Annotated in this window: 21 protein-coding genes; 8 read left to right on the plus strand and 13 right to left on the minus strand. The window is 64.1% G+C overall.

What is annotated here, in order from left to right; translation table 11 throughout:
- Positions 1–13: 13 nt before the first annotated feature.
- The 4 genes from ABIB73_RS32000 to ABIB73_RS32015 form a co-directional block, all read right to left on the minus strand.
- Positions 14–607 (minus strand): class I SAM-dependent methyltransferase, encoded by a 594-nt coding sequence (locus ABIB73_RS32000; protein ID WP_354230659.1) that lies wholly within the window; start codon positions 605–607, stop codon positions 14–16.
- Between the two features lie 14 nt (positions 608–621).
- Positions 622–1,671 (minus strand): N-acetyl-gamma-glutamyl-phosphate reductase, encoded by a 1,050-nt coding sequence (gene argC / locus ABIB73_RS32005; protein WP_354230661.1) that lies wholly within the window; start codon positions 1,669–1,671, stop codon positions 622–624.
- Positions 1,671–2,354 (minus strand): FMN-binding negative transcriptional regulator, encoded by a 684-nt coding sequence (locus tag ABIB73_RS32010; protein ID WP_354230663.1) that lies wholly within the window; start codon positions 2,352–2,354, stop codon positions 1,671–1,673. The genes argC and ABIB73_RS32010 overlap by 1 nt, the downstream gene beginning before the upstream one ends.
- Before the next feature lie 226 nt (positions 2,355–2,580).
- Complete coding sequence (locus ABIB73_RS32015) at positions 2,581–3,111, minus strand: DedA family protein (RefSeq protein ID WP_354230665.1); 531 nt, start codon at positions 3,109–3,111, stop codon at positions 2,581–2,583.
- Positions 3,112–3,386: 275 nt separating this feature from the next.
- On the opposite strand from ABIB73_RS32015, the gene parE reads away from it, so the two are divergent.
- From parE to ABIB73_RS32035, 4 genes are all read left to right on the plus strand, one after another.
- On the plus strand, positions 3,387–5,432 hold the full coding sequence (gene parE, locus ABIB73_RS32020) for a DNA topoisomerase IV subunit B (RefSeq protein WP_354230667.1): 2,046 nt from the start codon (positions 3,387–3,389) through the stop codon (positions 5,430–5,432).
- 413 nt (positions 5,433–5,845) lie between these two features.
- Complete coding sequence (locus ABIB73_RS32025; protein ID WP_354230669.1) at positions 5,846–6,637, plus strand: outer membrane protein; 792 nt, start codon at positions 5,846–5,848, stop codon at positions 6,635–6,637.
- Positions 6,638–6,964: 327 nt separating this feature from the next.
- Entirely contained in the window at positions 6,965–7,150 is a 186-nt protein-coding gene (locus ABIB73_RS32030) for a hypothetical protein (protein ID WP_354230671.1), read from the plus strand.
- Positions 7,151–7,182: 32 nt separating this feature from the next.
- Positions 7,183–7,953, plus strand: coding sequence for an SDR family NAD(P)-dependent oxidoreductase (locus ABIB73_RS32035; RefSeq protein WP_354230673.1), 771 nt, complete (start codon positions 7,183–7,185; stop codon positions 7,951–7,953).
- A 73-nt stretch (positions 7,954–8,026) separates the two neighbouring features.
- On the opposite strand, the gene ABIB73_RS32040 is transcribed toward ABIB73_RS32035, so the two are convergent.
- From ABIB73_RS32040 to ABIB73_RS32055, 4 genes are all read right to left on the minus strand, one after another.
- Positions 8,027–8,170: a hypothetical protein gene (locus ABIB73_RS32040; RefSeq protein ID WP_354230675.1), complete on the minus strand. Its 144-nt coding sequence runs from the start codon at positions 8,168–8,170 to the stop codon at positions 8,027–8,029.
- Positions 8,171–8,325: 155 nt separating this feature from the next.
- On the minus strand, positions 8,326–9,096 hold the full coding sequence (locus ABIB73_RS32045; RefSeq protein ID WP_354230677.1) for an outer membrane protein: 771 nt from the start codon (positions 9,094–9,096) through the stop codon (positions 8,326–8,328).
- A gap of 181 nt (positions 9,097–9,277) precedes the next feature.
- Positions 9,278–10,534, minus strand: a complete 1,257-nt coding sequence (locus tag ABIB73_RS32050; RefSeq protein ID WP_354230679.1) for an FAD-dependent oxidoreductase — start codon at positions 10,532–10,534, stop codon at positions 9,278–9,280.
- A 278-nt stretch (positions 10,535–10,812) separates the two neighbouring features.
- A complete protein-coding gene (locus ABIB73_RS32055) occupies positions 10,813–12,336 on the minus strand; it encodes a caspase family protein (protein WP_354230680.1) in 1,524 nt (507 codons plus the stop codon).
- 204 nt (positions 12,337–12,540) lie between these two features.
- On the opposite strand from ABIB73_RS32055, the gene ABIB73_RS32060 reads away from it, so the two are divergent.
- From ABIB73_RS32060 to fabA, 4 genes are all read left to right on the plus strand, one after another.
- Entirely contained in the window at positions 12,541–13,503 is a 963-nt protein-coding gene (locus ABIB73_RS32060; protein WP_354230682.1) for a helix-turn-helix transcriptional regulator, read from the plus strand.
- Positions 13,504–13,795: 292 nt separating this feature from the next.
- Positions 13,796–15,304 (plus strand): DEAD/DEAH box helicase, encoded by a 1,509-nt coding sequence (locus tag ABIB73_RS32065; protein ID WP_354230684.1) that lies wholly within the window; start codon positions 13,796–13,798, stop codon positions 15,302–15,304.
- Positions 15,305–15,454: 150 nt separating this feature from the next.
- On the plus strand, positions 15,455–16,522 hold the full coding sequence (locus ABIB73_RS32070; protein ID WP_354230686.1) for a GGDEF domain-containing protein: 1,068 nt from the start codon (positions 15,455–15,457) through the stop codon (positions 16,520–16,522).
- A gap of 261 nt (positions 16,523–16,783) precedes the next feature.
- Positions 16,784–17,314 (plus strand): bifunctional 3-hydroxydecanoyl-ACP dehydratase/trans-2-decenoyl-ACP isomerase, encoded by a 531-nt coding sequence (fabA, locus tag ABIB73_RS32075; RefSeq protein WP_354230687.1) that lies wholly within the window; start codon positions 16,784–16,786, stop codon positions 17,312–17,314.
- A gap of 2 nt (positions 17,315–17,316) precedes the next feature.
- Here fabA and ABIB73_RS32080 read toward each other — a convergent pair whose 3' ends face one another.
- From ABIB73_RS32080 to sufD, 5 genes are all read right to left on the minus strand, one after another.
- Complete coding sequence (locus tag ABIB73_RS32080; RefSeq protein WP_354230689.1) at positions 17,317–17,772, minus strand: TfoX/Sxy family protein; 456 nt, start codon at positions 17,770–17,772, stop codon at positions 17,317–17,319.
- Between the two features lie 191 nt (positions 17,773–17,963).
- The gene (locus ABIB73_RS32085) at positions 17,964–18,374 is read right to left on the minus strand and encodes a HesB/IscA family protein (protein WP_354230690.1); all 411 of its coding nucleotides are present in this window, start codon (positions 18,372–18,374) and stop codon (positions 17,964–17,966) included.
- A gap of 65 nt (positions 18,375–18,439) precedes the next feature.
- Positions 18,440–18,811 (minus strand): SUF system Fe-S cluster assembly protein, encoded by a 372-nt coding sequence (locus ABIB73_RS32090; RefSeq protein ID WP_045000007.1) that lies wholly within the window; start codon positions 18,809–18,811, stop codon positions 18,440–18,442.
- Positions 18,808–20,055 (minus strand): cysteine desulfurase, encoded by a 1,248-nt coding sequence (locus ABIB73_RS32095; RefSeq protein WP_354230692.1) that lies wholly within the window; start codon positions 20,053–20,055, stop codon positions 18,808–18,810. The genes ABIB73_RS32090 and ABIB73_RS32095 overlap by 4 nt, the downstream gene beginning before the upstream one ends.
- Entirely contained in the window at positions 20,052–21,374 is a 1,323-nt protein-coding gene (sufD, locus tag ABIB73_RS32100) for a Fe-S cluster assembly protein SufD (RefSeq protein WP_354230694.1), read from the minus strand. The genes ABIB73_RS32095 and sufD overlap by 4 nt, the downstream gene beginning before the upstream one ends.
- Positions 21,375–21,383 lie beyond the last annotated feature (9 nt).

The raw sequence follows: 21,383 nt of genomic DNA on the forward strand, positions 1-21,383 counted from the left end.
GGTGTCCTGAAGATCAGGCCACGGCCTTGCGAACGACGAGATTCAGCATGTTGGCGGGCGTCTCGTCAAAACTCTGGATCACAGAGGTCTCCGACGACAGCATGGTCCACGGCCCCGCGCTGGCGTAGGTCGCCTCTAACCACTCGGGCGATGCGTAGTTGTAGTATCGCCCCAAGCTGTCCCGCCCATCGCTCTCGCCCATCTTGTAGCTGCCGAAGAACACGCCTGACGGCTTGAGCGCCCGGTGGATCCGCCCGAGGACGCCGGCAAGCTCGTCGCGCGGGACATGCAGCAGACAGGCGCTGGCCCAGACGCCGTCATAGGCCCGTTGCGAATCCAGTTCGTCGAACCGCATCGCCTCGACGGGATGGCCGAGCCGGCGCGAGGCGATCTCGGCCATCTCGGGCGAGCCGTCGGTTGCGCGCACGGCAAAACCCGCCTCCAGCATCACGGCCGAATGATTGCCGGCGCCGCAGCCGAGCTCGAGAATCGCGCCACCGGGCGGCAGCAGGGCCAGAAAACTCCGCAGCCGCGTCGAGGGCGCCTTCGCCCAATCCGCATAGGACTGGGCGTTGCTCCGATAGAATTGCAGGGTCTTTTCGTCCACGGCGACCACTCCGATCAGGGAAACAGCGCGATCTGCTCCAGTCCAGCGGTCTCGGGGAATCCGAACATCAGGTTCATGTTCTGGATCGCCTGACCGGCCGAGCCCTTCACCAGATTATCGAGCACCGAAATCACGATGGCGCGGTTCTTGATCCGGTCGGCGATGACACCGATCTGGACATAGTTCGAGCCGCGTACGTTCTGGGTCTGCGGCAGCACGCCCTTCTTGACGACATGCACGAAGGGCTCGTTCGCGTAGGCTTTCTCGAGTGCGGCCCGCAAATCGTCCGGCGTCGCGCCGTTGAGCTTGACGTAGGACGTGCAGAGCTCGCCCCGCGACATCGGAATGAGATGCGGCGTGAAATTGATGGTCACGCTCGCGCCCGCCGCGACGCCGATCTCCTGTTCGATCTCCGGCGCATGCCGGTGCGTGCCGACCGAATAGGGCGAAATCCCCTCGCCTGCCTCGCTGAACAGCGTGTTCTGCTTCAGGCCGCGTCCGGCGCCGGTGACGCCTGATTTGGCGTCGATCACGATGTCATCGACGTCGATCAGTTTTGCTTTCGCCAGCGGCACCAGCGCCAACAGCGCTGCCGTCGGATAGCAGCCGGGACAGGCGACCAGCCGCGCCGCGGTGATCTTCTCCCGATAGAATTCGGTCAGGCCGTATACGGCTTCGCCCTGCAACTCGAGCGCCTGATGTTCGTGGCCGTACCACTGCGCGTAGGTTTCCTTGTTGCGCAGCCGGAAATCGGCGGACATGTCGAGGACCTTGATCTTCGGGTTGGCCTTCAGCACCGCCGCGATGATCTGCTGCGTGGTGCCGTGCGGCAGCCCGCAGAACACCGCGTCGAGATTGGTCCAGTCGACCTTTTCCCATTCCACTAGTTTGGGCAAACCCAGCATGAAGAAATGCGGAAACACCTCGCTCATGGCCTTGCCGGCATGGGTGTTGGCGGTGAGTGCCGTGATTTCCGCATTCGGATGCCGCGCCAGCAGGCGCACCGCATCGGCGCCGGTGTAGCCGGACGCGCCCAAAATGCCGATTTTCTTCTTCGTGCTCATCACACGTTCCTTTCAACTGTCGCCGCTTCGTTTACTTGGGCTGTACCGGACGCAAAGGCCTGCGGGCGCGCCTCGCGCATCAGGCCCGCGATCTGCTGTGAACCGGCGTTGCCTTGCGCACCCATGGCATCGCTGATCGCCGTATGATCGGCGTCGGACTTGTGCTGGTTGAGCTTGAAACTGCCTTCGACCTCTTCAACCGTCATCACCAGACCCACGATCGCCTTCTTCATCGCTTCGAGCCGGCCCGCCGTCATCTTGCCCGACGTCCACGGCTTCTTCGGCAGCAGCCAGTTCTCGAACTTGTCACTGAGCGTATCGATCTGCACCGACAGCTCGTCGTCCGAGAGAGGCCGCACCGGCCCGCTCAAATGCACCGACTGGTAGAGCCAGGTCGGCACCTGATCCGGCGAGACGTACCAGTCGGGCGAGACATAGGCATCGGGGCCGTTGACCGCGAGCAGCCAGGAGGTCGCGCCGTCCGCAAGCTTTAGCAGCGGATTGTGACGGGCGACATGAAAGGCGGCGTGCGGCGTGCCGTCATCGGCATAGGTCAGGTAGAACGGCAGCGCCGATGCGATCGGCTTTTTCCCGTCGAAGGCGCACATGGTGCCGAAGCCGCGATCGTCGGCAAACTTCAGGCTCGCAGCGCGGTCCTGCTTGAAAAAGGGGGGCGTGTACATCGTGGTCTCCCGCTGGGCCTCCTTGGGGGGCCGCCGGATCAGATCGCGCTGACAGGAGAAAGAATGCCGCGGATCGGGTCCAGCGGCAAAGACGATGATCTCAAACGCGATCGACCGCCCAAACCGCTAAAGAGCGGCGGCGGCGACGGGCGAACAGGATGGTCGCAGCGTTGATCATGGCGCGCGGCTATAAGGCCAGCCACGGTTCCCGTCAAGGTTCAAGACGTCAAACCACCCGCCAGATCCATTCCATGATCTTTGCGATCACATCGCCGAACAGCAGGAGCGCCGCCGACCAGACCAGCGCCGAGACGAAATTGGCGGCCTGAAAGCTCCAATAAGGCATCTCGAAGATACCGGCGGCGAGCGGCACGGAGGCGCGCAAGGGACCGAAGAAGCGGCCGATGAAGATGCTGGGCACGCCCCAGCTCCGCACGAAGGCCTCTCCTCTAGGAAGGAGTTCCGGATAGCGCGACAAGGGCCACATCTGCGCGACCTGCTCCTTGTAGCGGTAGCCGAACCAGTAGGAGACCCAGTCGCCGAGCGCCGCCCCGATGCCGCCGGCAATCCAGACCGGATAGAAGCTGATGCCGCTCGCCCCGATCAGGGCGCCGATGGCGACCAGCGCGCCCCAGGCCGGGATCAGCAGCGAGATGAACGCCAGCGATTCACCGAAGGCCAGCAGGAACACGATCGGAGCGGCCCAAGCTTGGTGAGCGCGCACGAAGTCGGCCAGTGCGTGCGCAAACTGCTCCATTCCAGATTAGCCCTTCCCGCCCCGTCTCAGGGTCCTGCTCGATGAAAAGCACTGGTAAGCCAGGGACTTGTGTGACATCAAGTCACAAAGCCCGGCTCGGGCCGGGCCGGGACGTCAAATTGCCGGGAACTGGCGGGCCAGCGGCGTAAAATCGCCAGGATTGGCTCGCAACTCCGGCGCCCGGCCTGCCTTGCGGTGACCTTTCCAAGCCAGAAGTGGCATAGTCGGCCTATCCGATTCGCCGCCTCTGCGGCCCTCAAAGTGCATCAAAATATATGTCCAAGCAGTTGAAAACCAAAGCAAAAGACGACCTGTTCGGCGCCAACGAGCCGAAGACCCGGGCGCCCGCCAAGGCGGCGTCGCGGGCAGGCGGCGCTGAAGCCGACTACACGGCGGCCGACATCGAGGTGCTCGAAGGCCTGGAGCCGGTTCGGCGCCGACCGGGCATGTATATCGGTGGCACCGACGAGAAGGCGCTGCATCACCTCTTTGCCGAAGTCATCGACAACTCGATGGACGAGGCGCTGGCCGGGCATGCGACCTTCATCGGAGTGGATTTGAGCGCCGACGGCTTTTTGACCGTCATCGACAACGGTCGCGGCATTCCCGTCGATCCGCATCCGAAGTTTCCGAAGAAGTCGGCGCTCGAAGTCATCATGTGCACGCTGCATTCGGGCGGCAAATTCGACTCCAAGGTCTACGAGACCTCGGGCGGCTTGCACGGCGTCGGCATTTCCGTGGTGAACGCCCTCTCCTCGCTGCTCGAGGTCGAGGTTGCGCGCAGCCAGAAACTCTACCGCATGACGTTCGAGCGCGGGCACCCGAAGGGCAAGCTCGAGGATCTCGGCAAGGTCAACAACCGCCGCGGCACGCGGGTGCGCTTCAAGCCCGACACCGACATCTTCGGTGCCAAGGCCGCGTTCAAGCCGCAGCGCCTGTTCAAGATGACGCGCTCGAAGGCCTATCTGTTCGGCGGCGTCGAGATCCGCTGGAATTGTGCGCCCGAACTGCTGAAGGGCGTCGAGGACGTGCCGGCGGAAGCGACGTTCCACTTCCCCGGCGGCCTGAAGGACTATCTCGCAGCCGCGATCCACGCCGACACGCTGGTGCATCCCGATATCTTCTCCGGCAAATCGGGGCGCAACGGCGCGCATGGCGCCTGCGAATGGGCGGTGGCCTGGACCGCGGACGCCGACGGCTTCCTGTCCTCCTACACCAACACCGTGCCCACGCCCGATGGCGGTACACACGAATCCGGCCTGCGCAGCGCGCTATTGCGCGGCCTGAAGGATCACGCCGAGCGCGTTGGCCAGGGCAAGCGCGCGGCCTCCATCACCTCGGAAGACGTGATGGTCGGTGCGGCCGTGATGCTCTCGGTGTTCGTGCGCGAGCCTGAATTCCAGGGCCAGACCAAGGATCGTCTCGCCACCGCCGAAGCGCAACGCATCGTCGAGCAGGCGATGAAGGATCCGTTCGACCACTGGCTCTCGGGCAATCCGAACCAGGCGAACAGGCTCCTCGACTTCGTCATCGATCGCGCCGAGGAGCGGCTGCGCCGCCGCCAGGAGAAGGAGACCGCGCGCAAGACCGCCGGCAAGAAGCTTCGCCTGCCGGGCAAGCTCGCCGACTGCAGCGATGCGGGCTTGGACGGCTCAGAACTCTTCATCGTCGAGGGTGACTCGGCCGGCGGCAGCGCCAAGCAGGCGCGCGACCGCAAGACACAAGCGGTGTTGCCGCTACGCGGCAAGATCCTCAACGTCGCCTCCGCCGGCAAGGACAAGCTGACGGCGAACACGCAGCTCGCCGACCTCGTGCAGGCGATCGGCTGCGGCATGCTCGCGCAGTATCGCGAAGAGGATCTGCGCTATCAGCGCATCATCATCATGACCGACGCAGACGTCGACGGCGCGCACATCGCTTCGCTGCTGATCACCTTCTTCTACCGGCAGATGCCGCGGCTGATCGACGAAGGGCACCTCTTCCTCGCGGTGCCGCCGCTCTACAAGCTGACCCATGGCACGAAGTCGATCTATGCCCGCGACGACGCGCACAAGGAGGCGCTGATCAAGAGCGAGTTCAACGCCAACGCCAAGGTCGAGGTGAACCGCTTCAAAGGCCTCGGCGAGATGATGCCGGCGCAGCTCAAGGAGACCACCATGGACCCGGCCAAGCGGACCATGCTGAAGGTGGTCCTGCTCGCCGACGATCGCGACACCACCGCGGATTCGGTGGAGCGCCTCATGGGCACCAAGGCGGAAGCGCGCTTTGCCTTCATCTCGGACAAGGCCGAGTTTGCCAATGACGACCTGCTCGACGTCTGAGGCCGCGGTTTTCCGCAAAAAAGCCCCGGCTCAAGGCCGGGGCTTTTTCATTTGTGGTGGCGGTCCTGCTCTTTCCCGACGATGCAGGCAGAGCGCCCTTCCAGGACAAGTCGCGACTCGGCCAACGACTCACCGGCGCCACGGCTGAGGCAGGATTGCCTCCGTTTCGAACAGGGGCGAATTTGCTAACGAAATCCTACCTGAAACCCGAGTCCCGCAATTCGCATAAGATATTGAACTCATGTTACTTTTATTGAATCAGGCAACCACCCACCAAATCCCCGCCGACCCGCGTTTTCCGGCGACTGTGCCTGCCCGGCAACAGCATTTCGGCGAGAACCGTCTATAGTTCGGGCATCAGATGACACGAACTTCAGTGCGCTCGCGCCTGCTGCAGACTTGGGGATTTTATCATGAAGAAGATTTTGCTGGCTCTGAGCGCGGTTGCGGCGATGACCGGTTCGGCCTCAGCGGCTGACCTCGCGGCCCGTCCCTACGTGAAGGCCCCGATGCCGGCGCCGGTTGCCAACTGGACCGGTTTCTACATCTTCGGCGGCGGCGGCGGTGGCCTCTCGAACGCCGACCAGAACGTCCAGTCGACCGTCGGCGCGGTTCCGCTGACCATCACCCAGCGTCAGGGTGGCTCGGGCTGGTTCGGCACCGTCGGTCTCGGCTACGACTGGCAGTTCAGCGGCACCTGGGTCGCCGGCGTGTTCGCTGACGGTCAGTTCGGCAGCATCCGCGCCACCCTCCAGGATCCGACCGTTGTGGGCGGCCTCACCGGCAGCCAGAAGCTGGAAGACTCTTGGGCCGCTGGTATCCGCCTGGGCTATCTGGTCGCTCCGAACGTTCTCTCCTACGTCAACGGCGGTTACTCCGGAGCTCACTTTGGCCAGACGAACTTCCTGAACTTGGCTGGCGCTCCCGCTGGTGTCCACCTCGGCAGCTACAACCGCAACGGCTGGTTCGTCGGCGGCGGCGTCGAGAACAACCTGAACATCTTCGGCATCTCTTCGCCCGGCTGGTTCATGAAGACCGAATATCGCTCGGCCTTCTACAACGCCAAGACTCAGGATGAGATCTCTGACCTCACCAACCTGCCGACCGGCGTCAACAGCATCCGCGCCAACAGCTGGAACCAGACGATCTCGACTTCGCTGGTCTACCGCTTCAACTGGACCGGCCCGGTCGTCGCCAAGTACTGATCTGGTCTCACGGCCAAACGTCAAAGCCCCGGCATCGTCCGGGGCTTTTTCGTTTTGGACGCTCAGCAGCAGACGTCGCCTTCGAGACTCCGAATGCGTTGGCGAGCAGCACGTCGACATCGTCCAATCGGCGTCAAAGATCGTCGCGCCGCGGCCATAATGCACAGGATGATCTCGCGCGCGGACATGCGTCCTCCCTGCGGTCGTGCATCCGCAGCCATTGTATCCGAACCGAAGCTACGGCTAGTCTGCCCCCAAGTTCTCGCGACAAGCGGCGATCGTTCATGCCGCCAGCTGCGACAGGAGCGGACCAATGGGGAGGAATGCATGCGCAGATTTCTGCTGATCGCAGGCTTGTTTGCCCTCGCCGTCGGGCTGCTCTGGATCGGACAAGGCACGGGCACCGTCGCCTGGCCGCGATCGAGCTTCATGGTCAACCAGCTGCAATGGGCCGGCTATGGCGCCGCCATGGCCGGCTTCGGACTGGTGCTGATCTGGCAGAGCCACCAATAGAAGAAACCAAGGCAAGAAAAGGTACTGCAAGCATGACATCCAGCCGGTTTGATCTCCGCGGCAAGGTCGCGGTCGTAACAGGAGGCAATGGTGGCATCGGGCTCGGCATGGCCCGCGGCCTTGCCGACGCCGGCGCCGACATCGCTGTGGTCGGACGCAACGAAACCAAGTCCGCTGCGGCCGTAGCTGATCTCAAGCAGCGCGGCGTGAAGGCAATCGCCGTCACCACCGACGTGACCGACAAGGCGGCCGTCGCCGCGATGGTCGACCGCGTCTCCGGGGATCTCGGCCGCATCGACATCCTCGTCAACAACGCCGGCATGAGCATTCGCAAGCCGCCGCACGAGCTCGAGCTCGACGAGTGGAACAAGGTCATCTCGACCAACCTCACCAGCGCGTTCCTGTGCTCGAAGGCGGCCTATCCGGCGCTGAAGGCGTCCGGCAACGGCAAGGTGATCAATATCGGCTCGATGATGTCGATCTTCGGCGCGAGCTTCGCGCCGGCCTATGCGGCGAGCAAGGGCGGCATCGTGCAGTACACGCGCGCCTGCGCCAACGCCTGGGCGCCGGACAACATCCAGGTCAACGCCATCCTGCCCGGCTGGATCGACACCGACCTCACCCGCGGCGCGCGGCAGCAGGTTTCGGGCTTGCACGAGCGGGTGCTGGCGCGCACGCCGGCGGGACGCTGGGGCGACATCAACGACTTCGCCGGCATCGCCGTGTTTCTCGCCTCGCCCGCCTCCGACTTCGTCACGGGCATCGCGATCCCCGTCGACGGCGGATTCTCTGTGATGGCCTGATCGCAGATTGCCTCAACAAGAAGGCCCCGGCATCGCCCGAGACCTTAAAGACACATGCTGTTCTCGGGAGAGATCAGTATTTGGCAACAACCGGCCCGCCGGTCGTGAACTTGTAGTTCAGACCGGCGCGGACGGTGTCATACTCGTGCCGGAAGCGGTAAGTCAGGAAGTCGCCTGACGGGAAGGCGGCAGTCGTATTCGAGCTGCCGAGGTCCATGTGCAGGTACTCACCCTTTATCCGCCTGCCCGGCCGGCCGTCGGGCAGCGACTTGCATTCAGGTCAACGCAAAAAAGAAGCCCCGGGCGAAGCCGGGGCTTTTAATTGTTGGCAGTGATCGTCTTTTTTTGCTGATCGGTCGTTCGTTGAATTGCTCAGTAGCGCGCGATGACCGGCGCGTCGAACTTGTAGCTCGCGCGCACGACGGCCCACTGGATGTCGCGCGGCTTGGCGTCGAAGGTGTAGTTACCCGCGGTGCCGCCGAGCTGATAGGTCTGGCTGCCAAAGGCCGCGTAGTTGTACTCGAGGCCGACGATCCAGTTGCGGGTGATGCCGTATTCCCAGCCGGCGCCGACGGTCCAGCCGTTGGCCCAGTGGGTCTGACCGCCCGAACCCGTCGCCGGTCCGACCGTGTCGGTGACCGAGAGACGGTTGTTCACGCCGGCATAGCCGCCCTTGATGTAGAACAGGTTGTTCTGCACGGCGAAGCCGGCGCGGCCTACGACGGTAGCAAGCACGTTGGCACGCCAGGAGAACACGTCGTCGCCGGCACCGAACGCGGTGTTGGTGAACGAGCCCTTGTTGTCGAGGCCGGAGATCGTGCCTTCCATGCCGAACACGTAGTTGTTGGCCTGCCAGTTGTAGCCGATCTGGGCACCGCCCATGATCCCCGACTTGCGCTGACGGAAACCATCACCCGGCGCGAGATCGCCGAACGGCGCGCCGGTTCCGTTGTTGATGAACTGCTCGTTGGTCCAGGCGCCACCGATATGGCCGCCGACATAGAAGCCGGTCCAGTTGAACAGCGGCTCGATGTAAGCGGGCGCCTTCGTGTAGGGCCGCGCGCCGAGATCGGCGGCGGAAGCCGCACCAGTCGAAACCAGAGCGGTCGTGCAGGCGAAGGCAGCAATCAATTTATTACGCATGGTACACCCTGTGTCCTTTGACGAGCGCACGCTCACACGCAGTTCTTACTCAAATTTGAATCAAGAAAGTTAAGGCGCCGGATTGGCGCATGGCGGTCCCCGAATCCGTTTGCGCTGTTGCACGCGCGCAACGCACAGAGCGCGCTTTAACGCGGCGTTATCCCTACCGAAATCTTGCGCGCTACGATGACGCGGCGGCTTTCGAATGCACGTGCTCAGGCCGCACACCGAGCGCGACGAAGCGCGCCGGAATGCCCTGAAGCCACGGCAGCGCGGAGATGAGGCGTACGATCAGCGGTACCTTCAGCGGCCGGTCGCCGCCTTTCAGCGCGCCGCTGATGATGTTGTTCTGCACGACCACCTGCATCGCCTGCGTCATCTTCACCGGGAACTCGCGGCGGCGGCGCACGGCGTCGAGTTCATTCTCGGATGGACAGCCGCGCGTCAGTCTCTCCGCGAGCAGGTTTGCGGTCGCAACCGCATCCTGCACGGCGAGATTGACACCGACGCCGCCGACCGGCGACATCGCGTGCGCGGCGTCGCCAATGCAGAGCAGGCCGGGCCGCGTCCAGCGCTTCAGGCGGTTGATCGCAACGGTGAGAAGCTTGACGTCGTCGAAGCTCTTCACGTCTGCAATGCCGCGCTTGAGGACCGGTGCCATGCGCACGACGTCGTCGAGCAGCGCCTGCAATCCGCTCGCCCTCACCGCGTCATATTGCCCCTTGGCGATGACATAGGCGCATTGCCAATAGTCGCCGCGGTCAAAGGTGACCATCATCTTGCCGGGCTCGACACGCGCGAACAAATTCTCGGTCTCGTCGGGAGTCCGGCCGGTGCGGAACCACAGCACGTCCATCGGTGCACCGATCTCCCCGACCTCAAGGCCCGCGCGCTCACGCACGATGGAATGCCGGCCGTCGCAAGCGATGGTGAGGTCGGCCTCGAGGTCGATGACGCCGTCCGGCGCCTTCGTACGCACGCCGGCGATGGTCTCGCCGCGGCGGATCAGGTCGACCGCCTCCGTGCTCATCAGCACCTTGAGCGAAGCGAAGCGCTGGCCGGCCTCGCGCAGGAAATTCAGAAAGTCCCACTGCGGCATGAAAGCGATGAAGGGGTATTTGGTGTCAAGCCGGCTGAGATCGGCGATCCGCACCGGCGTTCCGCCGAACAGGCCGTCCAGTTTCTGCAAGCGTTGATGCGGCAGCTTCAGAAAGTCGTCGATCAGGCCGAGCTCGTCCATCACCTGAAGTGTCGAGGGATGCACGGTGTCGCCGCGGAAGTCGCGAAAGAAATCCGCATGCTTCTCCAGCACCACGACGTCAATGCCGGCGCGCCCCAGGAGATAGCCGAGCATCATGCCCGCCGGCCCGCCGCCGACGATGCAGCAGCGGACTTTTAGGGTGCGCGATGCGGGTTGATCCGATGTGCTTGCATCCATGACCCAGCTCTCACTGCTGCATCGATCCGTGCAATCGATTGTAGCGCGAAGATTCGACCTGGATAGACTCTGTTTAATCAACCTTCGCTGTCATGCCCCGCCACCGGCCTCGCCTTCGGCGAGCCCGATGACAGGCTCCAGCAGGGCATCCAGTACGCCGCGGCCTCTCGGCTCAAGAAGAACGTCTCTGGAATACTGGATCGTCCGGTCAAGCCGGACGATGACGACTGAGCAGGCGGCTACACCACGAACATCGCCTGATCAGTCAGGCACAACGCTCAATTGTTGCTGCGGTTCGCGGTCCGAAAACTCTTGATCTCCGAAAGGCTGCCGTCGCGATAGGTCAATTCGACCGACATGAACTGTGTTGCTGGCGGAAGCTTCTGGTAGAGCAGCATGCCAGCGGAGATTGCGGAGGGGTCCCTGAGATCGCAAGCCGGCATCTTCAGCACCTGGTGGGGTACGGCGGTGTCGATGCCGATGCGCACCTCGCGGATGGCGCAGCGGTAGGAGACCAGGTGCGTGTAATAGACCAGCAGCCCGTTGAACTCGCGAAACGACAGCCAGCTCGTCGCGGTCATGTCGAGGATCTTGCGCTGGTCGCGGATCAGCGCCGCTTCAGGGTCGAACTTGATCGGGAACGGTCCCTGCATATCGCCGGATTGGTCGACGTAGCGGACCTCGATCGTGCCGGCCTGCGCATCCGGCGGCAATTCGATCGACGGGTTCGGGAGCCGCTTGCGGGTGCGCGGATCGAGCGTATCGATGAATCCGGTCTCGCGGAAATCGCCATTGCCGGCCATGCGCCAGGAAATTCCGAGCGTCGGATCGGCGAAGGAGAACACCACGCTCCAGCCGCCATTGTGGCGCGAGAAGCTCGCGATCGGCGCGTTGGTGGTCTCCTCCTTCGGCACCCGCGGCACCGAGACCGGCGGCAGCGCCGCGACCTTCTGCGGCGGCGGATCGGCCGGTCGCGCAGCAGCGGCGGCCGCATCCTTCGCAATCCCGCTGAGGAAGACGTCGTCGACCATCTGGTCGAAATAGACCGGCACCTGCTTGTGCTTGACGGTGTCGGCCATCTCGCTGACCAGACGCCGCGTGTGCTGCGCCACCTGCACCAGGTTCTCGCCGGGCTGGAGCAGTTCCCTGGCGAAGGTGCGCGTGAACACCGAATTGGGATTGGCGTCGTCATTGGACAGACGATCGAGTGCGGTCTGGCGCGGACCTGCCGAGAATACCGAGAACACGCCCTCGGGCAGCTGTGTCATCGGCGCGAGCCCGCCGCCGCCGGCGACAGCGCGCGTACCGCTGCGCTCGAACGGATTGTTGCGGCAGGCGTCGAACACCAGGATCGAGGTGCGCGCCTTCTTGTTCTGGAGACGCTCGACGATGCGGTCGGCGAGGATGGCGGCGTCGCGCACCAGCTCTTCCTGGCCCTCGGTTGCCGCCGGCACGTCGGTCGGCAGCAGATAGTTCTGGCCCGCGATCTCGAAGCCGTGGCCGGCGTAGAAGAAGAACGCGGTGTCCCCGGGCTCGATCGCCCGATCGAAGGCGAGCAATGTCTCGGAGAATTGCTGCCGATTCTGATTTTCGGCAACCATCACCGAGAAACCGAGCTGCTTCAGGGTATCGCCCATGGTGCGGGCGTCGTTGACGGCCTTCAGAAGCTTCGGAACGTTCTTATAGTCGTTGTTGCCGACGACGAGCGCGACGCGCTTTTCGGCATGTGCGGTACTTGCGAAGCCGCTGAGGCTCGCCGCCAGACCAAGCGCTGCCAGGATTCTGAAAAGCCGACGCGTCATCGTAACATTCCCGTTGCAGAGCGGCTCCACGTCGCCTCCCTCGATGTGCTCATGGGGAACCTTGCGCCGTTGTTGTGATAGTCGGTCCAGCCATAGCGGCGGTTCAACCGGCCTGGGCTGCCGGTTCCACCATCTGGACTATGGCAGATCGCTGCGGAATCTGCTTGTTCTTAGGTGTAATTCCGTTCGGGACGAGGGGCTGCCGTGTATCACTGGTGCACCGACGAGGTCGAGCCGCACGACCGTTTCGACTTTTGGCGCGAGGTGCGCGCCAAGGGACTGTTCGGGGTCACGGCGGAACTCGAGCGTGAACGGCGCGCGGACTTTTTCGGCGAATTCTCGCTGCGCCAGGTCGGCAATGGCGGCCTCGTCGAACTGAGAGCCTCGGCCTACACGGTCGAACGGAGCCAGGCCGACATCGGCTACGCGCCAGGTGACAGCATCTGCGTCTACCAGCAGCTTGGCGGCGGCGGCTGGTTCGGCGGCATGCGCGGCAGCGATTTCGCGATCGCCAATGGCAGCTTCGCCACCAGCCATACCGACCTGCCCTACCGCACCGCGCCGCTGGGCGCTGCCGGATTTCACCTGCGGATCCTGAAGATCCCCGTGACCGGCCTCGCGACGCAGGACAAGCGCATGCGCGAGCTTGCGCCCAAGGTTTTCAATGATCCCACCCTGGCGCCCCTGCTCGATGCCTGCTTCGCCGATCTCGACGAAGTCGCTGCGCACGATGGTTCATCCGACGCCGTTCCGCTGGTGCAGGCGCTGGCGCATCTGGCGCTGATCGAGCGCGGCATCGTCGGGCCGGGCAGCCGGCGCGGACAGGCTGCGCTCCGGACCGCCCGCCTGTCGCTGGCGCGCCGCCTGATCGCGCGCCACCTGAAAGACCCGGATCTGGCGCCGGCGCAGGTCGCCGACCTGCTCGGCGTCTCCGTGCGACACCTGCACATGCTGTTCGAGGCAGCCGACCGCAGCTTCTCGCAGACCGTGACCGAAGAGCGGCTGAAGCAGAGCCGCCGCCTGATGCGCGAGGCGCCGGACCGGCTGATCGCGGATATCGCGACCGCCTGCGGCTTCGAAAGCCTGGCGACCTATTACCGGGTCTTCAACGCCGCCTATGGCATGGCACCCGGCGATTTCCGGGCCCAGGCTTCTGAGGCACGTTGACCGCTTTACGCGCGCGGCCGGCCGCACAGGCGGAAAAGCCGAGCCTCGCCCGCTATTTGGACAAAAACCTCAGGGTTTTTAGGGCCTTCCCGCGGCTACTCCATTGACTTTGGCCGATTCCCGCCTATGTTCCGGGTCGACGCGGCTCGGTATCGAAGAGCGATTCCTGGGCTTGGCGCTTTGTTCGCGTGAGTCAGCACCCCCAGCTTCTTTGAAAGCGCGCCGTTTCGGGGTGGAACGCGACAGCCTTAATTACCCTCGATTCCGAACGGCGGTTTCGACCAGAGGCTCAATGTCCTTTTCCAATCTCGGACTATCCGAAAAAGTTCTCGCCGCAGTCGCGGCTACCGGTTACACCACCCCCACCCCCATTCAGGAACAGGCGATCCCTCACGTCCTCGCACGCAAGGACGTACTCGGCATCGCCCAGACCGGCACCGGCAAGACCGCGGCCTTCGTGCTGCCGATGCTCACCATCCTCGAAAAGGGTCGCGCCCGGGCGCGCATGCCGCGCACCCTGATCCTGGAGCCAACCCGCGAGCTCGCGGCGCAGGTCAAAGAGAACTTCGACCGCTACGGCGCCGGCCAGAAGCTCAACGTCGCCCTCCTGATCGGCGGCGTCTCGTTCGGCGACCAGGATGCCAAGCTGACGCGCGGCGTCGATGTCTTGATTGCAACTCCGGGCCGCCTGCTCGACCACACCGAACGCGGCGGTCTCCTGCTCACCGGCGTCGAGCTGCTCGTCATCGACGAAGCCGACCGCATGCTGGACATGGGCTTCATTCCCGACATCGAGCGCATCTGCAAGCTCGTTCCCTTCACTCGGCAGACCCTATTCTTCACCGCGACCATGCCGCCGGAAATCCGGCGCATCACTGAAACCTTCCTGCACAATCCGCAGAAGGTCGAGGTTTCCAAGCCCGCCACCACCGCCGTCACCGTCACGCAGTGTCAGGTCCCGGCCGGGCGCGAGGCGCATGAAAAGCGCGAATTGCTGCGACGCCTGTTGCGCGAGGCCAAGGATCTCAAGAACGCGATTATCTTCTGCAATCGCAAGCGCGAGGTCGCCGTCGTTCACAAATCGCTGCAGAAGCACGGGTTCAGCGTCGGCGCCCTGCATGGCGACATGGACCAGTCGGCCCGCACGGCGGCGCTCGAACAGTTCCGCAAGGGCGAGTTGCCGCTGCTGGTCGCCTCCGACGTTGCCGCCCGCGGCCTCGACATCCCTGAGGTCAGCCACGTCTTCAATTTCGACGTCCCCCACCATCCCGACGACTACGTCCATCGCGTCGGCCGAACCGGCCGCGCAGGCCGGTCCGGCATGGCGATCTCGCTCGTCACACCACTCGACCAGAAGTCGATGGTTGCGATCGAAAAGCTGATCGGCCAGAGCATTCCGCGCGCCGAAGGCGACTTCGAGGTGCACGCGGACGCAGGCGAGCAGAGCGAGCGCCCGCGCGAGCAGCGGGGCCGTGAACGCTCACGCGGCGGACGCAGCAAGTCGCAGCGCGGTCACGACCGTGAGCGCAGCCGCGAACCGCGTGGCGAGGCGAGGCCTCCGGCCGAAGCGCGGCCCGCTGCTGCCGAAGCCCGGCCTGCACGCGAGGCAAGGCCTCCGCGCGAGGCCAGGCAATCATCCGAGCCGCGCCAGGGCTCGCGTCAGCAAGCTAATCCATCGCATGTGCCCTCGATCGGCCGCCCGGAGCCGCGCCGCCAGCGCGAGGCCGACAGCGAGCCCGGAGATCACTCGCACCTTCCGGCGTTTCTGCTTCGGCCCGTGCGCTCGCCCGCGGGCGCCTGACGCGATCTGCCCACGCATTGCGTCTGACGTCTCCAGATGACGCTCCAGTAACGGCCGTTTACCGGCCGTTCACGATCGTCCGTTAGCCTACGAACATAATTTAAGCATTGCTACGGCCGGCGGCGCACCGACCGTTGTGGGGTATGTTCTGTGGTCAAGGTGCTCGACGAACACGAACGCACGATGGCGTTCGCCGAGGTGGCGCTCGGCCAGATTCGGTCGCTCAAGCAAACCGCAATTCCCCGCAATTACGAGATCTGGTACGTCTACGCCACCGGCTACAACGCACCACTCAACAAGATCATCAACGAGACGCTGGCGCGCAACGGCAAGCTGACCGAAGCCGATCTCGAGCAGATCTACGACACCTATCTTTCCCACATCAAGACAACCGACCGCATCGACAAGGTCGGTGCGCGCGTCATCGGCGAGATCGACGACGTGATGAAGGTCCTCGTCGACGCGCTCGGCATGACCGGCTCCTACGACGCCAGCCTGTCGGGTGCGACCGAACAACTGTCGTCGGCCAAGAGTCGCGAGCAGATCAAGGCGATCGTCGAGACGCTGCTGCGCTCGACCGGCGAGATGCGCGAGACCAACAAGACGCTGGAAGACCGGCTGACACTGTCGAAGAACGAGATCAGCAATCTCCAGCAGAGCCTGGAGGCGATCCGCGCCGAAAGCCTGACCGATCCGCTGACGGGGCTGGGCAACCGCAAATATTTCGACCGCATGATCGGCACAGCCGTACAGAGCGCGCTTGCGTCAGGCGAGCCGCTGTCGCTCCTGCTGTTCGACATCGACCATTTCAAGTCGTTCAACGATTCCTACGGCCACCTCACCGGCGACCAGGTGCTGCGCCTGGTCGGCCTCGCCATGAAGCAGACCATCAAGGGCCAGGACATCACCGCGCGCTATGGCGGCGAGGAGTTCGCCGTCCTGCTGCCCAACACGGCGCTGCGCCAGGCCCTCACCGTTGCCGATCACATCCGCCGCGCCGTGATGGCGAAGGAATTGAAGAAGAAATCCACCGGCGAGATCCTCGGCCGCGTCACCATCTCCGTCGGCGTCTCCATGCTGAAGCAGGGCGACGACACCGACGCGCTGATCGAGCGCGCGGACGCCTGCCTCTACGCCGCCAAGCGCAACGGCCGCAACCGCGTGATCTGCGAAGTCGATCCGGAATACGCGGTCGAGACGCACAACCGGGTGGCGTGACGTCGCCTGCACAAGTGTATCACCTCATGGTGAGGAGCCGCAAAGCGGCGTCTCGAACCATGCAGGCCGTGCTCTCACCCGCGGCCATCCCTCAAGACGCGCGCAAGAGCGCGCTCCTCAGGATGGTGTGTCATCTTAGGTTGCGACATCCCGTTCCTGGAAGTTGGCCCTGTCCTTGACATTCTTCCGGAACGAACGACATCTGAAGCTGCATCGCTCCCCTGCTGCACCTGACCACGCGCACGCAAAGGTCCTGTCGTCTTGCCAAACCCACATGATTTTCATGCCCCGCAACCGTCCTACAGCAGGGACGAACTGCTGAGATCGAGCGAGGGCGGCTATTTCGGTCCGGGCAACGCGCAATTGCCGGGACCGCCCATGCTCATGATGGACCGCATCTCAGAGATCAGCCTGGACGGCGGCGAGTTTGGCAAGGGCCACATCGTCGGCGAACTGGATATCGCGCCGGGCCTCTGGTTCTTCGATTGCCACTTTCGCGGTGACGCCATGATGCCGGCCTCCCTAGGGCTGGACGCCATGTGGCAGATGATCGGCTATTGGTTGGGATGGTCGGGCTCACCGGGCAAGGGCCGCGCCATCGGCGTCGGCGAGGTGGCGTTCACGGGATCCGTCACACCGGAGACGCGGTGCGTGCGCTACGAGGTCGCCATGCGCCAGGTGAGGCGCGGCAGGCTGGTGCTCGGAATTGCCGACGGCCGCGTGCTTGCCGACGGCACCTGCGTCTACCTCGCAAAGGATATGAGGGTTGGCCTGACAAAGGCCGTGGACTGAGCTTAACCTCGCCTGGCGCGTTTCCGAACCGGGGCCTTTTTGCTCGCCGTCTTCTTCGGCGCTTTCGCGGGTCTGGTGGCTGTCTTCGTCGGCTTGCTCTCTACTTTCTTCGCTGTTTTCTTCCCCTTGGGCCGCTTCTTCACCTTGGCGCGCTGCGCGGCGGCGAGCGCCGCCCTCGCCCATTGCGCAAGCTCCTCGGAATCGTCGAACAGGCGCGCCGGCAATTGCCAGTAGGAATTGACCGTCACCGTCTTGGCGCGGGTCTGGTACTGGAACGGCTTTGAGCCCTCGGCCTCGAAGTTCGGAATCGTTTGCTCATCGGCGCGGAAGAACAGGCCGGCGCGCAGGGCGAGCGCGAAGTTGATGCTGTCGGCGGAGATACCGTAGCCTGAAAACATCTTGCGGATAGTGACGGGGCCGAAATCGGCGAAAAGGTCGATCAGGAATTCGCGGTCCATGGCCCCACCCTCGTGCCCCGGACGCAGCGCAGCGTGCCATTAGCGCGTTTACGCGCGTCTTCGACACGCTATGGCGCTGCTGAGCCGGGGCCCAGTCGTCTTTTGCTGGAGATTATAGCGTGGGTCCCGGTTCAGCGCAGCAGCGCAAGCGCGCTGCAGCGCGTCCGGGACACGAGAGCAGTGGGGTGAATCTACCCGTCGACCTGCGCCGGGCGCAGCTCGACCGACTCGCCGCAGCCGCAGGCGGAGACCTGATTGGGGTTATTGAAGACGAACTGGGCCTGCATCTTGTCGGCCTTATAGTCCATCTCTGTCCCGAGCAGGAACAGCACGGCCTTGGGATCGACCAGGATCTTGACGCCCTTGTCCTCGACGACCTCGTCGGTCGGCCGGACATCATGGGCATATTCGACGGTGTAGGACTGGCCGGCGCAGCCACCGTTCTTCACCCCGACGCGCAGGCCGACGATCTCGGAATCGGCGCGCTGGGTCAGCTCGCTGATGCGCTGGGCAGCGGCGTCAGTCAGCCGCATCACCTGCGGGCGCGGGCGCCGCGGCTTGGGAGGGGATGCTGGTGTCGAGCCTGACGATATCTGGGTCATGTCAGTGATGTGGTCCGTTGCGGAGCGAATTCAATGCCGGTTCTGCAAAGCGAGTAGCGTACGCGTTACCACATGTTGAGGACGAGGCGGGCCTCGTCGCTCATGCGTTCGGGCGTCCAAGCCGGCTCCCAGATCACCTTGACGTCGACCACGCCGACGCCGGGGACGCTGGCGACCGCGTTCTCGACCATGGTCGGCAGCTCACCGGCGGCTGGGCAGTTCGGCGTCGTCAATGTCATCTGCACGTCGACGGAGCGGTCATCCTTGATCTCGACCTTGTAGATCAGGCCAAGCTCGTAGATGTCGGCCGGGATTTCCGGGTCGAATACAGTCTTGAGGCCCGCGATGATCTCGGTGGTGAGACGCTCGGTCTCCTCCGGCGGCAGCGCCGACTGGGTCTCCATCGGATTGGCTTTGATCTCGGCCGTGTCACTCATGCGAACAAATCCCGCGCCTTCAAAAGCGCCTGTGCCAGATGATCGACTTCTTCCCGCGTATTATACATGCCGAACGACGCCCGGCATGTGGCAGTGACGTTGAACCGCTCTAAAAGCGGCATCACGCAATGGGTGCCGGCGCGAACCGCGATCCCCTGGCGGTCGATCACGGTGGCGACGTCGTGGGCATGCGCGCCCTTGAGCTCGAAGGAGATCACCGGGCCCTTGCCCCGCGCCGTGCCGATCAGCCGCAGCGAATTGATCTCGCGCAACTTGTCCTGGGCGTAGGTCAGGAGATCGTGCTCGTGCGCGGCGATGCGCTCCTTGCCGATCGAATTGACGTAGTCGATGGCGGCACCGAGGCCGACCGCCTCGACGATTGCGGGCGTGCCCGCCTCGAACTTGTGCGGAGGATCGCCATAGGTGACGACCTCGCGGGAGACCTCGCGGATCATCTCGCCGCCGCCGTTATAGGGACGCATCGCGACGAGGTGGTCATACTTGGCCCAGAGCACACCGATGCCGGTCGGCCCGTAGACCTTGTGGCCGGTGAAGACGTAGAAGTCGCAGCCGAGGTCCTGGACGTCGACGGGCAGATGCACCGCGCCCTGGCTGCCGTCGACCAGCACGGGAATGCCACGCGCGTGGGCGATCTTGACGACATCCTTGACCGGCACAATGGTGCCGAGCGCGTTCGACATCTGCGTGATCGCGACCAGCTTGGTCTTGGGCGAGAGCAGCTTCTCGAACTCGTCAATGAGGAAATTGCCCTCGTCGTCGACCGGCGCCCATTTGATCACGGCACCCTGGCGTTCCCTGAGGAAATGCCAGGGCACGATGTTGGAATGGTGCTCCATGATCGAGATGACGATCTCGTCGCCCTCTTTGATATTCGGCTCCCCCCAGGACGAGGCGACCAGGTTGATGGCCTCCGTCGCGTTGCGGGTGAAGATCACTTCCTCAGGTCGGGGCGCGTTGATGAACTGCGCGACCTTGGTGCGGCCGCCCTCATAGGCTTCGGTCGCGGCGTTGGCGAGGTAATGCAGGCCACGATGCACGTTGGCGTATTCGGACGTATAGGCCTGCGTCATGCGGTCGAGCACGGACTGCGGTTTCTGCGCCGAGGCCGCGTTGTCGAGATAGACCAGCGGCTTACCGTAGACCTGCATGGCGAGCGCCGGAAAATCCTGGCGAACGCGCGCGACGTCGTAGGCGCCGTTCTTGACTGCCGGGTGCGTGCTCATGACCGCCGCTCCAGCCAGCGCTCGGCAATGCCGATCGCGTGTTCGCGCAAGGTATCATCGGCGATCTGCTCGATCGCCTCGCCCACGAAGGCCTGGATCAGCAGCGCCTGCGCCTGCTTCTCCGGCAGGCCGCGCGCTTTCAGATAGAACAGCAGGCTATCGTCGAGCGCGCCAGCGGTGGCGCCGTGGCCGCATGAGACGTCGTCGGCGAAGATTTCCAGCTCAGGCTTGTTGTCGGCCTCCGCCTCGTCCGAGAGCAGCAGCGCCCGCGTCATCATCTTGCCGTCGGTCTTCTGCGCGTCGGGACGAACGATGATGCGGCCCTGGAATACCGAATGGGCGCGATCGTCGATCACGGCGCGGAAGATCTCGCGGCTGACGCAGTTCGGCACGGCATGGTCGACGACCAGCGTGGTGTCGCCATGCTCGGTCTTCTTTAGCAAGTTGACGCCGTTAATCGAGAGCTCGCTGCCCTCGCCCGCCAGCGTGATAAAACCCTGGAGGCGGCTGACGGCGGCGCCGGTGGTCATGTTGAAGAAGTTGAGTTTTGTGTTCGCGCCAACGGTGACAAACTGAGAGGTGATGTTCGCCGCGTCAGGCGCATCGTCCATCAGGCGGATATGCGCGACGTCGGCGTCGTCGCCGATCCACAGGATCACCGCGTCGCTGACCTGGTAAGCGCTGGTCTTTCCGGCCGCGACGAAGCTTTCGACGATCGTCGTCCGGACGCCTTTGCCGATGCGCAGATGCGAGCGCGTGAACGTCGAGGCTGAAGATGCGGTCGCGACATGGATGAGCTGGATGGGCGCGGACGGCTGCGCGCCATCGGCGACAGAGATCACCACGCCATCGGTCGCCATCGCCGCATTGAGCGAGATCACGGCGTCGCTCGACGTGGTCTGCAGGAGATCGGCTGCGGCAGGATTGGCCTTGGTCTCCAGCACCTCACGCAGCGTCTTGACGCTGACCTCCGAGGCAAGCGCCTTCTCGTCGGACAGATCGGCCGCGAACACGCCGTCGACCAGCACCAGCTTGCGGGCGCCCTCGATCGCATGCGCCTTCACAGCGTCCGCTGCGCGCTTCAGAGCGGCCGCATCGGGGCTGGCTGCCAGCGGCAGCACCTCGCCGACCAGCGCGCGCAGGTCAGTGTATTTCCATTCCTCGATCCGGCGATGCGGCAAGCCAAGCCGCTCATAGGTCTCGAAGGCCTCGCGGCGCACCGCGATCACCGCGGGCGAACCCGGCAGCCGGCCTTCGGCGCTGGTGAAGAGATCGCTCACCGCGCGGCCCTTTCCGGTCTTTGCCACAGCAACGTTCATCGCAAAATT

The sequence above is a fragment of the Bradyrhizobium sp. F1.4.3 genome, assembly GCF_040548375.1.
Lineage (GTDB): Bacteria > Pseudomonadota > Alphaproteobacteria > Rhizobiales > Xanthobacteraceae > Bradyrhizobium.

Excerpts from the sequence above, each read along its gene's own strand:
- argC (WP_354230661.1), bottom strand. The coding sequence starts at position 1,671 with ATGAGCACGAAGAAGAAAATCGGCATTTTGGGCGCGTCCGGCTACACC.
- ABIB73_RS32010 (WP_354230663.1), bottom strand. The coding sequence starts at position 2,354 with ATGTACACGCCCCCCTTTTTCAAGCAGGACCGCGCTGCGAGCCTGAAG.
- ABIB73_RS32015 (WP_354230665.1), bottom strand. The coding sequence starts at position 3,111 with ATGGAGCAGTTTGCGCACGCACTGGCCGACTTCGTGCGCGCTCACCAA.
- parE (WP_354230667.1), top strand. The coding sequence starts at position 3,387 with ATGTCCAAGCAGTTGAAAACCAAAGCAAAAGACGACCTGTTCGGCGCC.
- ABIB73_RS32025 (WP_354230669.1), top strand. The coding sequence starts at position 5,846 with ATGAAGAAGATTTTGCTGGCTCTGAGCGCGGTTGCGGCGATGACCGGT.
- ABIB73_RS32030 (WP_354230671.1), top strand. The coding sequence starts at position 6,965 with ATGCGCAGATTTCTGCTGATCGCAGGCTTGTTTGCCCTCGCCGTCGGG.
- ABIB73_RS32035 (WP_354230673.1), top strand. The coding sequence starts at position 7,183 with ATGACATCCAGCCGGTTTGATCTCCGCGGCAAGGTCGCGGTCGTAACA.
- ABIB73_RS32040 (WP_354230675.1), bottom strand. The coding sequence starts at position 8,170 with ATGGACCTCGGCAGCTCGAATACGACTGCCGCCTTCCCGTCAGGCGAC.
- ABIB73_RS32045 (WP_354230677.1), bottom strand. The coding sequence starts at position 9,096 with ATGCGTAATAAATTGATTGCTGCCTTCGCCTGCACGACCGCTCTGGTT.
- ABIB73_RS32050 (WP_354230679.1), bottom strand. The coding sequence starts at position 10,534 with ATGGATGCAAGCACATCGGATCAACCCGCATCGCGCACCCTAAAAGTC.
- ABIB73_RS32055 (WP_354230680.1), bottom strand. The coding sequence starts at position 12,336 with ATGACGCGTCGGCTTTTCAGAATCCTGGCAGCGCTTGGTCTGGCGGCG.
- ABIB73_RS32065 (WP_354230684.1), top strand. The coding sequence starts at position 13,796 with ATGTCCTTTTCCAATCTCGGACTATCCGAAAAAGTTCTCGCCGCAGTC.
- ABIB73_RS32080 (WP_354230689.1), bottom strand. The coding sequence starts at position 17,772 with ATGGACCGCGAATTCCTGATCGACCTTTTCGCCGATTTCGGCCCCGTC.
- ABIB73_RS32085 (WP_354230690.1), bottom strand. The coding sequence starts at position 18,374 with ATGACCCAGATATCGTCAGGCTCGACACCAGCATCCCCTCCCAAGCCG.
- ABIB73_RS32090 (WP_045000007.1), bottom strand. The coding sequence starts at position 18,811 with ATGAGTGACACGGCCGAGATCAAAGCCAATCCGATGGAGACCCAGTCG.
- ABIB73_RS32095 (WP_354230692.1), bottom strand. The coding sequence starts at position 20,055 with ATGAGCACGCACCCGGCAGTCAAGAACGGCGCCTACGACGTCGCGCGC.
- sufD (WP_354230694.1), bottom strand. The coding sequence starts at position 21,374 with ATGAACGTTGCTGTGGCAAAGACCGGAAAGGGCCGCGCGGTGAGCGAT.